Genomic DNA, 13,876 nt, shown 5'->3' with positions numbered 1-13,876 from the left:
ATTAGACTATGGCAAGCATCAGGTTAGAGCTTGGTGAGAGAACTGCCTATTTCCTGAAAACGTGGGTGACCCGCTGGCTTCAAGCCGATATCACGTAGCCGAAGCCGCGCACGGTTTTTATGAGCGGCTTTTCGTCCACGCTTTCGATCTTGCTGCGAAGGTAGCGAATGTAGACATCGACCACCTTCGTTTCCGGGTCGAAGCTCAGATCCCAAACATTGTTGAGCAGCCGGGTTCTGCTGATCACAGCGCCGGAGTGCGACATCAGATACGCGAGAAGCCTGAATTCCTTGGCCGTAAGGCTGATCTCGCGTTCGCCGCGCCAGACCTTCTTGCCGACCGGATCAAGCGCCAGATCGCCAACCCTGAGGACCGGGTCCGTGCCTGTGCTGGAGCCGCGGCGAAGCAGCGCCTCCATGCGCGCGATCAGCTCGTCGAAGGCGAAAGGTTTGGTCAGGTAGTCGTCGGCGCCCCCCTTCAGCCCTTCGACCTTGTCCTGCAGGCTGTCTCTGGCCGTGAGCATCAGGACAAGATGCTGGTGCTGCTCGCGTCTCAGCATGCGACATACTTCGAGGCCGTCAATTCCTGGAAGCATTCGGTCGAGAACGATCAGCGCATATGGCGTCTCCCGCACCATCGCCAGCGCATCCCCGCCACTGTCGGTCACGTCGACAACGTAACCCTCGGCTTCGAGCCCTCGCTTGATGAAGCCGACGATGCGATCGTCGTCCTCTACCAGCAGAATCCTTGACATTTACACCACCTTCTCCCCGGGTATTGCGGGGAGTCAGAGAATTCCCCGCCTCGCGGTGGGCGCGGTCATTCCGCCGAGCTCCCGCCTCAACTACCGTAATCCAGGAAACGAAGGAGGTCGTTGTTTATTCCGAGCCGGTTTTTGCACGCAGCCGCTTTTTCAGAACGACCACGGCGGCACCTGCGTTCGCATCCGCAGACGCGGTTGCGTCAGCGTGTGGAAGCCGGACCACGACCTCAGTAAAAGACCCGACCTCGCTCGTGAGCGCAATCTCGCCACGATGCTTTTCGATGAGCCATTTCGCGATCGCCAGACCGAGGCCACTGCCAAGTTGGCGCGACGCCCTTGGGCTTCGGCCACGGTAAAATCGCTCGAACACCTTGGGTATTTCCTCGGCTGGAATGCCCAAACCCTTGTCGCGTATCGCAATCTCCGCATGCCCGTCCATAACGGTCATGCTCAAGTTCACCGAGCGATCGCGCGGAGAGTATTTTATGGCATTGTCCAGAATTATCACCAGAGCCTGTTTGAGCCGCTGCGCGTCGGCAGTGACCCAGACCGGACGGGTGCTGTAGGCCGCCTTGATCGAGATGCCCTTGGCGCGCCCCAGGATTTCGCCCTCGTGGACCGCATCGGCGACGATGGTAACGAGGTCCGTTCGGCGGGGCTCGAAGCGTATTGTATCGGTTTCCGAACGAGAAAGAAAAACGAGATCGTCGACGAGGCGTCCCATCTCCAGGCTCTGAGTGACAATCCGTTCGAGCGCATCGCGGTACACTGCCTCTGGCTTTGAACCATGGCGCAGCGGAATTTCCGCTTCACCGCGAAGCGCCGTCAGTGGAGTGCGCAGTTCATGGCTGATGTCGGCGAGGAACTGGACGCGCAACCGGTCGAGCTCCGTCAGCCGCTGGTTTGCCGCGGCAAGCTCGGCGGTCCGTGCGGCAACTTGCTGCTCGAGTTCTGCTTTGGCATTGAGCAGCCGGTCGCGCTGGTCTTGCTGATGCGTGGCCATTTCGTTGAACCGCCTGGCGAGCGCACCAAGTTCGTCGCGGCCATCGAAGGCGATCCGGTGGTCGAGATCACCACGACTGATCGCCTCTGTGCCTTCGGTCAGCAGGCTGATCGGGCGCATCAATGATCGGGCGAGAAGGAAAGCAGCGACGAAGCAGAGAACCACAGCAGCCAACGCAAGCGCGGCCGTGATCCAGGTCAGGCGTCGCCACAGTGCTTCTGCCTGCAGCTCGGTTCGCACGACCTCTTCCTCTTCATCGCGCCGCGCGGCTTCCAGGATGTTTTCGAACTCGGCGTCGAAACGGTTCTCGATGTCCCGGCGAAAAATCCTGACCGCGTCTTCCTGGCGCCCCTGGTTGCGAAGATTGATTGCGTCCGACGTGGCTTTGGCGATTTCTCCGTAGAGCGTGCGCATCCGCGTGACGCGGAAGATCTCGTCACCGCCGTTCTCCTGTTCGCTGCTGCCCAGAAGAAACTCGGCTTCTCCCCTGGTCAACTGCGCGAGCTTTTCGAATCCGGCCTCAAGTTCGGCGCGGGCGCTCTCGTAGTCGGGACGCTCCGGTTCGCCAATTAACAGGAACTCGGCGATCTGCTCAGAATATCGGTTGGCGTTGACCGTAAGCGCGGTGACGGCTTCCAGTTGGTTGTTGGCCCATTGCACGCGCTGCGTGTAGTAGGTTGTCGAGCGAATGGTGATGTAGACGATAGCCGCCATAATCACGACTGCCCCCACGACAATGAGCTGAAATACAAGAATGCGAGACCTGATGCCCATCGGTGTCCATCGGCGTTGAGAACCCGAAACCGATCGGATTCAAGAATACCCCCTTCGCGGCAGAGAAGGCCACCGTGCAGGATGGCTCGCGCAGATCGGCGCAACATTTCCGCGACGCCGTTTCAGCACGGAGAAACCATAGAGGACCCGCTGTTAAGGATACGAGAGATTCAGGTTAGAAATTGGTGAGAATGCAGTCCTGCCGTCCGAATTTAGCGACTTCACTCCGTGAGAGGTTAAGTTCAGCCGGACGCCGCAAGCCGAGGCAAGACTGGCTTGCCGGGTTTGATCGGGAGCAGAGTTGAAGCTTTCGCGGGTGACTTGCGAGTCACTTGCGAAATCGCCAGGAACCGAGACCCATCGCGAAACTGGTCGCGTTGCTCGCGAGAATAGCCAGCACCGCCCAGACTGAATGGGTCTATTCGGTTGAATCGCTATCCGGCAATTGCATGTCGGTGATGATGTTCTCGCCGTTTGTCTCGTCGTAGGCGATCACGATGTCCATGCCGGGTTTCAGCGCTTCGAGATCGGTTTCGGCATTCAGCTTGTAGGATTTGCCGTCGTCGAGTGTCAGCGTCAACGTCTCCTTGTCGATCTCTTTGATCAGGCCTTCGGTCTGGCCGGCGAAGGCGGCGGTGGAAATCAGCAACATGGCGGCAACGGCGCCGATCGGGATACGCATCATCGTCCTCTTATCATTGCGCCGGCTCGGTGGCGGCGGGTGTTCAACAGACGGTGTTCAACAGACGGGTCGAGGGAAGCAGAAACCAACCGAATGTGTCAAAACTAAATCCGCCAGATCACAGTTTGACCGCTGCGGAAAACGCCAATAGAACGCAGCTACGGCGCCGCGCGTCCTGACGCAGAAACGACGCTGTGGCACTTTTGATTTTGCGCATGATCCTTCCCGAAAATCGCTCCGATTTTCGGGGTCATGCGCTAAGCCGGCGGTGCCGGCAGGGCTGGTTTTCATGTCTCACAATACGTTTGGCCATCTTTTCCGCGTCACCACCTGGGGCGAAAGCCATGGCCCAGCGCTCGGCTGCGTCGTCGACGGCTGTCCGCCCGGCATCCGCTTCACGCGCGCCGAGGTCCAGGCCGAGCTCGACAAGCGCCGCCCGGGTCAATCGCGTTTTGTGACGCAGCGTCGCGAACCCGACGAGGTCAAGATCCTGTCCGGCTTCATCCTGGATGACGACGGCGAGACCATGATCACCACCGGCACGCCGGTGTCGATGCTGATCGAGAACGTCGACCAGCGCTCCAAGGACTATGGCGAGATCGCCCGTCAATACCGGCCGGGCCATGCCGATTATACCTACGACACCAAATACGGCCTGCGCGACTATCGCGGCGGCGGCCGTTCTTCGGCCCGCGAGACGGCGGCGCGGGTGGCGGCCGGAGCCTTGGCCCGCAAGGTCGTGCCCGGCATGACCGTGCGCGGCGCGCTGGTGTCGATGGGCGAAAAATCGATCGACCGCGCCAACTGGAACTGGAATTTCGTTGGCGACGCCGAAAATCCATTCTTCACGCCCGATCCGGCATCGGTCGCCGTCTTCACCGCGTATCTTGACGGCATCCGCAAGGCGGGTTCCTCGGTCGGCGCAGTAATCGAGATCGTCGCCGACGGCGTTCCGGCAGGCCTGGGCGCACCGATCTACGCCAAGCTCGACCAGGACATTGCCTCGGGCTTGATGTCGATCAATGCCGTCAAGGGTGTCGAGATCGGCAACGGCTTCGAGGCCGCCCGCATCACCGGCGAAGAAAATGCCGACGAGATGCGTATCGGCAATGACGGCAAGCCGGTCTTCCTGTCCAACAATGCCGGCGGCATCCTCGGCGGCATCTCGACCGGCCAGGCGATCGTCGCGCGCTTCGCTGTCAAGCCGACCTCGTCGATCCTGACCCCGCGAAAGTCGATCGACAAGGACGGCAACGACGTCGAGATCATGACCAAGGGCCGCCACGATCCGTGCGTCGGCATCCGCGCCGTGCCGATCGGCGAGGCGATGGTTGCCTGCGCGATCGCCGATCACTATTTGCGTCATCGGGGACAGACGGGGAAGGGAATAGGCAGTAGGCAGTAGGCAGTAGGCAGTATGTTACGCTACTCACCGACACAGCCAATTTTTTCTTTTCCCTACTGCCTACTGCCTACTCCCTATTCCCTGCGAGCGAAGCGAGCACCTTATGCCTTACGACCAGAAGAAGATCGTCGAAGCCCTGCGCGCCTTCGAACGCGGCGAGATTGTCGTCGTCATGGACGATGACGGGCGCGAGAACGAGGGCGACCTGATCGTCGCCGCCGTCCATTGCACGCCGGAAAAGATGGCGTTCATCGTCCGCAATACCTCTGGTATCGTCTGCACGCCGATGCCGCGCGAGGAGGCCAAGCGCCTCAACCTGTCGCCGATGGTCGCCGACAACGACTCGGCCCACACCACCGCCTTCACCGTCAGCGTCGATTTCAAGCACGGCACCACGACGGGCATTTCGGCCGACGACCGCACATTGACCGTGCGCAACCTTGCCAACGGCAATGTCGGCGCCTCCGATTTCGTCCGCCCCGGCCACATCTTTCCGCTGATTGCGCGCGAAGGCGGTGTGCTGATGCGTTCGGGCCATACAGAGGCTGCGGTCGATTTGTGCAAGCTTGCCGGCCTGCCGCCGGTCGGTGTCATTTCCGAGCTGGTCAATGATGACGGCACCGTGATGCGCGGCCCGCAGGTGCAGGCCTTCGCCGAAAAGAACGGTTTGAAGCAGATTTCGGTCGCCGACCTCATCGCCTATCGCCAGCGCAAGGAAACGCTGGTCGAGCGTGTCGCCTGTTCGGAGATCGACACGCCCGGCGGCAAGGCGCAGGTCTTCACCTACACGCTGCCCTGGGACTCGATGCACCATGTGGCGATCGTCTTCGGCGACATCCGCGACGGCGAGCAGGTGCCGGTGCGACTGCATTCCGAGGATGTTGTGACTGACGTCTTTGGCACCGGCCACAGGCTGGACGGCATCATGAAATCGATGGGCGAGCGTCGGCGCGGCGTCATCGTCTATCTGCGCGAAGGTTCCGTCGGCGTCGCCCATCAGGAGCGCAACCGGCCGGCCGCCGGCGACCGCGAGGACCATGAAGAGGCGCGCCGCCGCGAAAGCGAATGGCGCGAGATCGGCCTCGGCGCGCAAATCCTGAAGGATCTGGGCATTTCCTCGATCAACCTGATTGCCTCGCGCGAACGCCACTATGTCGGCCTCGAAGGTTTTGGCATCCACATCGCCAATACCGAGATTCTCTAATGCATGTCGCCCAAAAGTGCGCAGCGGTTTTGGGACAACGACATGCATAAAAACAAGAACCTAAAGCGCGTCGCATGACGCGCTTTAGGGCTGGTTTAGCGGATCGCCGGGTGCGTCCGGTCCCGCTTGGGACCGGACGCATGGAGACTATTCGGCAGGAACCGCGGCTGTTTCGCGCGTGGAGATGTCACTATCGCCCGTGGCAAGGCTGCGCATTCCGAGCAACACGGTGACCAGCGCGATTGTGCCCGCCGCCACCGACACCAGGAAGCCGCTCTGTGCACCGAAGGCGTCCACCACCCATCCGGCGGCAAAGGAGCCGAGCGCCATGCCGATGCCAATGCCGGTCATGACCCAGGTCACGCCCTCGGTCAGCATCGCCTCCGGCACGCGCCGCTCGATCAGGCCGAATGCCGTGATGAAGGTCGGCGAGATCGCCACACCGCTAACGAAGACAGCCAGCGCCAGAAGCGGCACCGTGTCTGCGACAAGCACCGGCAGAGTGGTGAGCGCGATGATGGCGATCGCGATTGCAAGCTGAATTTGCAGCGGTGTTTTCAGGTTCAGAGCGCCGAGGACGATGCCGACGACGAACGATCCGAGGGCATAGACGCCGATGACGAGGCTGGCGGCGCCCGGCTGGCCGAGCTCATTGGTGATCGCCACGGTGCTCACCTCCGTGGTTGCGAAGGTCGCGCCGATGAAGATCAGGGCGAAGGTGATGATTTGGACCGGCCGCAGGCGGATTGCCGATCCGCGCGAACCCTGGTCGACCGGTCGCACGCGCGGCTCGGTCGAGCGCTGCAGGATGAGGGCTGTCGAGCCGAAGGCGAGGAACAATGTGCTCGCCAGCATTCCCGCTTCCGGGAAAAGCGCGACGCTCAGGCCAACCGACAGCGAAGCCCCGGCGATGTAGACCAGTTCGTCCGCCGCCGATTCGAAGGCGAACGCCGTGTTCATCTCGGGGCGATCCCGGAAGAGCTCTGTCCAGCGCGCGCGCACCATCGCTGGGATGCTGGGCATTGCGGCGGCCAGCAGCGCTGACACGAACAGTGTCCATATCGGCAAGTCCAGATTGGCCGCCGTAATCAGCACCACGAAAGCGAGCACGGAAACAACGGTGGTGGGCGCCACAATCCGCGCCTGGCCGAGGCGGTCCACCAGTCGCGATATCTGCGGCGCGACAAAAGCATTGGCCAGCGCATATGTCGCGGAGACGGCGCCGGCCAGCCAGTACTCGCCATGCGTCTGCGACAGCATCGCGACGATTCCGATCGGAGCCATGGCCATCGGCATCCGGGCGACGAAGCCGGCTGCAGCGAAGCCCTTGGCTCCCCTTGCCTTGAATATTTCGCGATAGGGATTGGGCATGGGAACACTCCTGGATTTTTGAGGCCGATCCACTTATATACGTGGCGTATGCAAATCAGATAATGACATACGACGCGTATGTCAATTTATATACGAGACGTATGTGAAGGAATGGGCGAATGGGGCACAAACCACGCAGGGAGATGATCGCCGAGACCCGCGCCAAACTGGTCGCGGCGGCGCGCCATGCCTTTGGCACTGTCGGCTATGCCGAGGCCTCGATGGACGACTTCACCGCATCGGCCGGGCTGACGCGCGGCGCGCTTTATCATCACTTCGGCGACAAGAAGGGCCTTCTCCAGGCGGTCATCGCCGAGATCGACGCGGAGATGTTGGCCCGGTTGAAGATCGTCTCAGTCAGGGCGGACACTCTCTGGCAGGGCTTTGTCGACGAATGCACCGCCTATATCGAGATGGCGCTGGAGCCGGAGATCCAGCGTATTGTCCTTCGCGACGGACCGGCGGTGCTCGGCGATCCTTCGCAATGGCCGAGCCAGAACGAATGCATCCGCTCGATGAGCGAGAACCTTCAAAAGCTGAGGGACGAGGGAACCATCGTTGCCGTTGATCCCGAAGCCGCAGCAAGGCTGGTCAGCGGCGCCTCGCTATATGCCGCGCAGTGGATCGCAAATTCGGAAAATCCGGAAGCGACGTCGAAAAAGGCGGTGAAGGCGTTCAACGTGCTTTTGGAGGGACTGCTCAGGCAAGGCCGCAGCACTGGCCGTCCACAAGCACCGGCTGAGGTGGACAAATCGCCGGCCTGAGCCTGTCTCAAGACCACCAAAGGCAAGGCGCGACCTCGAATGGGACGGGCGAAGCGCGCCTCAAAATTCGGGCAGCTCAAGGAGAAGGCGCTGGTCTCGGTCGGCAGCTCGCGCCGGGCCCAACCAGCACCAACGCCTAAACCCTGTTGAACGTCTGCCTTTGGCGGTTGCAAAACATGGTCAAAGCCGCCGGGCGCGCCTATATCGGGGGCATGGTCACAAGGCTTTATACCCACCCGATCTTCCTCGAGCATATAACGCCGCCCGGTCATCCGGAGCGGCCGGACCGCCTGCGCGCCATCGAGCGCGTGCTCGACGACGAGGCCTTTGCGGCCCTCGATCGTGCCGAGGCGCCGGAAGGCGACGAGGCCACCATCCTCTACGCACACCCGCAGGAATTCGTCGAACGGGTCCGCGCTATGATACCGGACATCGGTATCGCTCGTGTTGACGCCGACACCACCGCCAGTCCGAAAAGCTGGCAGGCGGCCGTGACGGCGATCGGCGCTGCCAACGCCGCCGTCGACGATGTCTTTCGGGGCGACGTGGCCAATGTCTTTGTCGCCGCCCGGCCGCCCGGCCACCACGCCGAAAAGACCACGTCCATGGGCTTCTGCCTGTTCAACACCGCGGCGATCGCGGCGCGCTACGCGCAAAGGCAGCACCAGGCCGAGCGTGTTGCCATCGTCGACTGGGACGTCCACCACGGCAATGGCACGCAGGATATTTTCTGGGACGATCCGTCGGTGCTCTATTGCTCGACGCACCAGATGCCGCTTTACCCGGGGACCGGGGCGGTGAGCGAAACCGGCGCCGGCAACATCGTCAATGCGCCGCTGGCGCCGCAGACCGGCAGCGAGGTTTTCCGCGACGCTTTCCTGTCGCGGATCTTGCCGGCGCTCGACAATTTCGCGCCCGACCTCATCATCATTTCCGCCGGCTTCGACGCGCACCACCGCGATCCGCTGGCCGAGATCAACCTGACCGAGGACGATTTCGACTGGGCAACCGGCCAGTTGATGCAGCGCGCTGGTCGCCACAGCGACAACCGGCTCGTCAGCCTGCTCGAGGGCGGCTACGATCTGCAGGGATTGGCATTTTCGGTCGCCGCCCATGTCGGGCGACTGATGAAAGGATAGACGATGGCTGGTGAGAGCAACGAAGACGTCAAGGCGATGAGCTTCGAGCAGGCGCTCGACGCGCTGGAGAAAATCGTCGATGATCTGGAGCGCGGCGACGTGCCGCTCGACCAGTCGATCCGCATCTATGAGCGCGGCGAGGCGCTAAAACTCCATTGCGACCGGCTGCTCAAGGCGGCCGAGGACAAGGTCGAGAAGATCAGGCTTTCGCGCGACGGCAAGCCGGTGGGGACCGAGCCGCTGGATGCGGAGTAAGGCACGGTCCCGAACGACAATTTCGCCGTGCGGCTTTTCGACATGATCATGATTGAGGATAATACTCATCCCGCTTGAAACGGCTCCAGGACGAGAGGAGATTGCGAACGATGTGCAGAAACATCAAGACCCTGTTCAATTTCGATCCGCCGGCAACCGATGACGAGGTCCGCGATGCCGCACTTCAGTTTGTCCGCAAGCTGAGCGGAACGACACGGCCGTCGAAACAGAACCAGCATGCGTTCGACCACGCCGTCGAGGCCATAGCCGCGTCTGCGCGCGAATTGCTGGACAGCCTCGAGACGACACAGCATCCGCGCAATCGCGACGAGGTGGCGGCCAAGGCGAAAGCCAGGTCTGCACTCCGCTTCGCCTGAGGAAGACCGCATGAGCTTCTTTCCCGGAAACGACCCTCTGCCCGGTGACGCCTTCGCCAGCGACCAGATCGAACTGATGGTTATTCCGAACGCCAAGGACATTGGCGGCTTTCAGGTTCGCCGTGCCTTGCCGACCGCCAGGCGTCGGCTGGTCGGTCCGTTCATCTTCTTCGATCGCATGGGACCGGCGATTTTGCGGGCCGGCCAGGCGCTCGATGTCCGCCCGCATCCCCATATCGGTCTGTCGACGGTCACTTACCTGTTCGACGGCAAGATCAGGCATCGCGATTCGCTCGGCACCGAAATGGTCATTCAGCCCGGCGACGTGAATTTGATGACCGCCGGTCGCGGCATCGTTCATTCCGAGCGTACGCCGCAGGAGCTGCGCGGTGCGCCGATGTCGGTTTCCGGCCTGCAGACATGGCTGGCGCTGCCGGACGATAAGGAGGAGGTCGACCCGATCTTCGAGAATACCGCGGCCATGCGTCTGCCCGAGATCGATGCTGAAGGCGTCAGCGGACGCGTTGTCATTGGCGCGTTTTCCGGGTTGCGGTCACCGGTCGTGACCGCTTCGGACACGCTCTATGCAGACCTCAGCCTGGCGCCCGGCGCCAGCGTGAAAATCCCAGCCGATGCCGAGGAGCGCGCCATCTATACGTTGGAAGGCGAGGTTTCGATCTCCGGTGACCGCTTCCCGGCAGAGCGGCTGCTGGTGTTCCGGCCCGGCGACGAGATCGTCGTGTCGTCGGAGGGTGGAGCGCATTTCATGCTGTTCGGCGGCGCCTCGCTCGGCTCCAAGCGCTACATCTGGTGGAATTTCGTGTCATCGTCGAAGGAACGCATCGAACAGGCGAAAGAAGAATGGAAGACAGGCCGTTTCAATATCGTTCCGGGGGATGAAGAAGAGTTCATTCCACTGCCGGACAATTAATGCATGTCGCGCAAAAGTGTGCAGCGGTTTTGCGTTAACGACATGCATAAAACAACAACCTAAAGCGCGTCGCGTGAGGTCGGTCGAACGCGACGCGCTTTAGAGCGCCGCGCGTCCTTTTTGACGCGTAAACGAAACCCTAACAGTTTGAAGCTATGCCGCGTCACTCGCACGCATTTACATTCGCCGGCCAGCAGCCTATTTCGCAGATGAATAAAAAGCAGGCCCCAGCACCAGTGAACGCAAAGCTCCATACGCCACTTCTCGACAAGGTCCGCATCCCGGCCGACCTCAGGACGCTTGACGAACGTCATCTGCCGCAATTGGCATCGGAGCTTCGCACCGAGTTGATCGATGCCGTGTCGCATACCGGCGGACATCTCGGTGCCGGGCTTGGCGTGGTCGAACTGACGGTGGCATTGCACTATGTCTTCAACACGCCAGACGACCGGCTGATCTGGGATGTCGGTCACCAGGCCTATCCGCACAAGATCCTGACCGGCCGCCGCGACCGTATCCGCACGCTGCGGCAAGAGGGCGGCCTGTCCGGTTTTACCCAGCGCGCCGAGAGCGAATATGATCCGTTCGGCGCCGCCCACTCCTCGACCTCGATTTCCGCCGGCCTCGGCATGGCAATGGCACGCGATCTCTCCGGGGGCCGCAACAATGTCATTGCCGTTATCGGCGACGGCGCCATGTCGGCCGGCATGGCCTATGAGGCGATGAACAATGCCGGCGCGCTCGATGCCCGACTGATCGTCATCCTCAACGACAACGACATGTCGATCGCTCCGCCGACCGGCGCGATGAGCGCCTACCTGGCCCGTCTGGCGTCGGGCAAGGCCTATCTGGGCTTGCGCGATTTCGGCAAGAAGCTGACCTCCTATCTCGGCGAGCGCGCCGATCGCGCCATCAAGCGGGCGGTCGAGCATGCACGCGGCTACGTCACCGGCGGCACGCTGTTCGAGGAAATGGGTTTTTATCACATCGGCCCGATCGACGGTCACAATCTCGAGCACCTGATCCCGGTGCTGAAGAACGTCCGCGACAATGCCGACGGTCCGGTGCTGATCCACGTCGTGACCCAGAAGGGCAAGGGCTATGGACCGGCCGAGGCGGCCGCCGACAAATATCATGGCGTCAACAAATTCGACGTCATCACCGGCGCGCAGGCCAAGGCGCCGGCCAACGCGCCGAGCTACACGAAAGTCTTTGCCGACAGCCTGGTCCAGGAAGGCCGCGAAGATGATCGCATCGTCGCCATCACCGCCGCCATGCCGAACGGCACCGGCCTCGACCTCTTCGGCGAGGCGTTCCCGGCGAGGACTTTTGATGTCGGTATCGCCGAGCAACATGCGGTGACTTTTGCCGCCGGCCTTGCCACCGAAGGCTTCAAGCCTTTCGCGGCGATCTATTCGACCTTCCTGCAGCGTGCCTACGACCAGGTCGTCCACGACGTGGCGATCCAGAAACTGCCGGTGCGCTTCCCGATCGATCGCGCCGGCTTTGTCGGGGCCGACGGGGCGACCCATTGCGGCGCCTTCGACACGACTTTTTTGGCGACGCTGCCCGGTTTCGTCGTCATGGCCGCGGCAGATGAGGCGGAACTGCGACACATGGTGCGCACGGCGGCAAGCTACGATGACGGCCCCATCGCCTTCCGCTACCCGCGCGGCAACGGCGTCGGCGTCGACCTGCCGGAGCGTGGCTCGGTTCTCGAAATCGGCAAGGGCCGTATCGTCAGGGAGGGCACCAAGGTTGCGCTGCTTTCCTTCGGCACGCGGCTGCAGGATTGCCTGGCTGCGGCCGAGGAACTCGGCGCGGCAGGGCTTTCCACCACGGTCGCCGATGCTCGTTTCGCCAAGCCGCTCGACGAGGACCTGATCCGGCGCCTGGCCCGTTCGCACGAAGTGTTGGTGACAGTGGAAGAGGGCGCGGTCGGCGGCTTCGCCAGCCACGTGCTGCAATTCCTGGCCCATGAAGGGCTGCTGGAAAACGGCCTGAAGGTACGCCCGCTTGTGTTGCCCGACAGCTTCGTCGATCACGCCAAGCCCGAAAAGATGTATGCCGACGCCGGGCTAGATGCCGCCGGCATCGTGCGCACCGTCTTCGTCGCACTGGGACACACCGCCAGCGCGCAAAGCGCCTGAATCAAAATCTCAACGGCTTGCACCAGTTTGCCGACCGGCGGTCGTAACTGACTGTTTGCGTTGTCATTTGGCATTCGCCTACGGTGCCTCTGTCTCGCGACCCAATCTTCTAAAAGCAGCCTGATGGTGTGAAGGGCAGAAATGGGTAGTTTCGCGTGTTCGAGTGCCGACTGGAAATGAGCAGCCAGCGGACATTGCGGTCATTGCGATGCCGAAGACTTTCGTTATCCTGCGGCTGACCGATGCCGGAGATTATGGCTCTGAATCAAGATCAGTTCTTCCGAGCGATAGCATCCCGACAGATACCGAGGATCAGGATCGCAGGGATCGTTATGAGCGGCGACGGCGCGGTGCTGGTCCAGCAGCCTGCGGACGATCCATCTTCATGCTTGGCCTTCATCGGCGGCGAATACGAACTCGGCGACACCTTTGAGACTCGCCTAAAGAAAGAGTTTGAAGAAGAGACAAACGCCAGAGTGCTCAATGCTCGATATCTCTTCTGCGTCGAGAACCACTTTCATTACAAAGGCACCGTTATTCAGCAGGCGGAGCACTATTTCCTCGTTACGCTGGATCGTCAGGATATCGTGAGTCGGGAACCTCATCTGAGGCAACTTTGGTTGCCTCTTTCAGAGTTAGGTCGCGCCGACTTGCGTCCATTCGTCGTGCGGGATGCTGTCATAAGCGGCAGCTATCTGACAGAGAGGCACCTCGTCCAGGTGCCGGATTAGAACCGGTTCTCACTGTGGCTGTTCATCGTGGGAGACCTAAATGGCGCTTACCAGTCAGATTTCAGCCTATGATGCCAAATGGCCCGACATGTTCCTTTCCGAAAAATGCCGAATCGAAGAGGCGTTTGGATCGGAGCTTGTCCAAATACATCACGTCGGAAGCACGGCAGTTCCCGGCCTGGCGGCAAAACCGGAAATTGATTTGCTGGTCGAAGTGAGAGAGCACCGGGACGAGACGCGTGTGGCCAACTTCATGAAATCCATTGGATACGTTCGGGGAAAGGACCTTTCACCGGACCACCATTTTTATGGCGTGACGTAAATGGG

The 13,876-nt window shown here is 61.4% G+C and carries 14 protein-coding genes; 10 read left to right on the top strand and 4 right to left on the bottom strand.

Annotated features, from left to right (window positions below):
* Positions 1-79 precede the first annotated feature (79 nt).
* The 3 genes from AC0L17_RS03005 to AC0L17_RS02995 form a co-directional block, all read right to left on the bottom strand.
* Positions 80-754 carry a response regulator transcription factor gene (locus AC0L17_RS03005; protein WP_023799350.1) on the bottom strand — a complete coding sequence of 225 codons (675 nt, stop codon included), beginning with the start codon at positions 752-754 and terminating at the stop codon, positions 80-82.
* 124 nt (positions 755-878) lie between these two features.
* Positions 879-2,480, bottom strand: a complete 1,602-nt coding sequence (locus AC0L17_RS03000) for a sensor histidine kinase (RefSeq protein ID WP_473514707.1) — start codon at positions 2,478-2,480, stop codon at positions 879-881.
* Between the two features lie 478 nt (positions 2,481-2,958).
* Complete coding sequence (locus AC0L17_RS02995; protein ID WP_031254973.1) at positions 2,959-3,222, bottom strand: DUF1344 domain-containing protein; 264 nt, start codon at positions 3,220-3,222, stop codon at positions 2,959-2,961.
* A 289-nt stretch (positions 3,223-3,511) separates the two neighbouring features.
* Here AC0L17_RS02995 and aroC point away from each other — a divergent pair, with 289 nt between their 5' ends.
* Both aroC and ribB read left to right on the top strand, forming a co-directional pair.
* Positions 3,512-4,627, top strand: coding sequence for a chorismate synthase (gene aroC, locus AC0L17_RS02990; RefSeq protein ID WP_473514706.1), 1,116 nt, complete (start codon positions 3,512-3,514; stop codon positions 4,625-4,627).
* Between the two features lie 103 nt (positions 4,628-4,730).
* A complete protein-coding gene (gene ribB / locus AC0L17_RS02985) occupies positions 4,731-5,831 on the top strand; it encodes a 3,4-dihydroxy-2-butanone-4-phosphate synthase (RefSeq protein ID WP_473514705.1) in 1,101 nt (366 codons plus the stop codon).
* Between the two features lie 147 nt (positions 5,832-5,978).
* On the opposite strand, the gene AC0L17_RS02980 is transcribed toward ribB, so the two are convergent.
* Entirely contained in the window at positions 5,979-7,202 is a 1,224-nt protein-coding gene (locus tag AC0L17_RS02980; protein ID WP_473514704.1) for an MFS transporter, read from the bottom strand.
* A 119-nt stretch (positions 7,203-7,321) separates the two neighbouring features.
* Here AC0L17_RS02980 and AC0L17_RS02975 point away from each other — a divergent pair, with 119 nt between their 5' ends.
* The 8 genes from AC0L17_RS02975 (at position 7,322) to AC0L17_RS02940 (ending at position 13,871) form a co-directional block, all read left to right on the top strand.
* On the top strand, positions 7,322-7,966 hold the full coding sequence (locus tag AC0L17_RS02975; protein WP_473514703.1) for a TetR/AcrR family transcriptional regulator: 645 nt from the start codon (positions 7,322-7,324) through the stop codon (positions 7,964-7,966).
* A gap of 212 nt (positions 7,967-8,178) precedes the next feature.
* On the top strand, positions 8,179-9,105 hold the full coding sequence (locus AC0L17_RS02970; RefSeq protein ID WP_473514824.1) for a histone deacetylase family protein: 927 nt from the start codon (positions 8,179-8,181) through the stop codon (positions 9,103-9,105).
* Positions 9,106-9,108: 3 nt separating this feature from the next.
* The gene (locus AC0L17_RS02965; protein WP_023799340.1) at positions 9,109-9,360 is read left to right on the top strand and encodes an exodeoxyribonuclease VII small subunit; all 252 of its coding nucleotides are present in this window, start codon (positions 9,109-9,111) and stop codon (positions 9,358-9,360) included.
* Between the two features lie 110 nt (positions 9,361-9,470).
* A complete protein-coding gene (locus tag AC0L17_RS02960) occupies positions 9,471-9,737 on the top strand; it encodes a DUF2277 domain-containing protein (protein WP_023799339.1) in 267 nt (88 codons plus the stop codon).
* A gap of 10 nt (positions 9,738-9,747) precedes the next feature.
* Entirely contained in the window at positions 9,748-10,668 is a 921-nt protein-coding gene (locus AC0L17_RS02955) for a pirin family protein (protein WP_473514702.1), read from the top strand.
* A 209-nt stretch (positions 10,669-10,877) separates the two neighbouring features.
* A complete protein-coding gene (dxs, locus tag AC0L17_RS02950) occupies positions 10,878-12,818 on the top strand; it encodes a 1-deoxy-D-xylulose-5-phosphate synthase (protein ID WP_473514701.1) in 1,941 nt (646 codons plus the stop codon).
* Between the two features lie 242 nt (positions 12,819-13,060).
* The gene (locus AC0L17_RS02945) at positions 13,061-13,549 is read left to right on the top strand and encodes an NUDIX domain-containing protein (protein ID WP_473514700.1); all 489 of its coding nucleotides are present in this window, start codon (positions 13,061-13,063) and stop codon (positions 13,547-13,549) included.
* A gap of 40 nt (positions 13,550-13,589) precedes the next feature.
* The gene (locus tag AC0L17_RS02940) at positions 13,590-13,871 is read left to right on the top strand and encodes a GrpB family protein (RefSeq protein WP_473514699.1); all 282 of its coding nucleotides are present in this window, start codon (positions 13,590-13,592) and stop codon (positions 13,869-13,871) included.
* Positions 13,872-13,876 lie beyond the last annotated feature (5 nt).

This window comes from Mesorhizobium sp. WSM4829, assembly GCF_055811475.1.
This window is presented reverse-complemented; position numbering and strand designations above follow the sequence as displayed.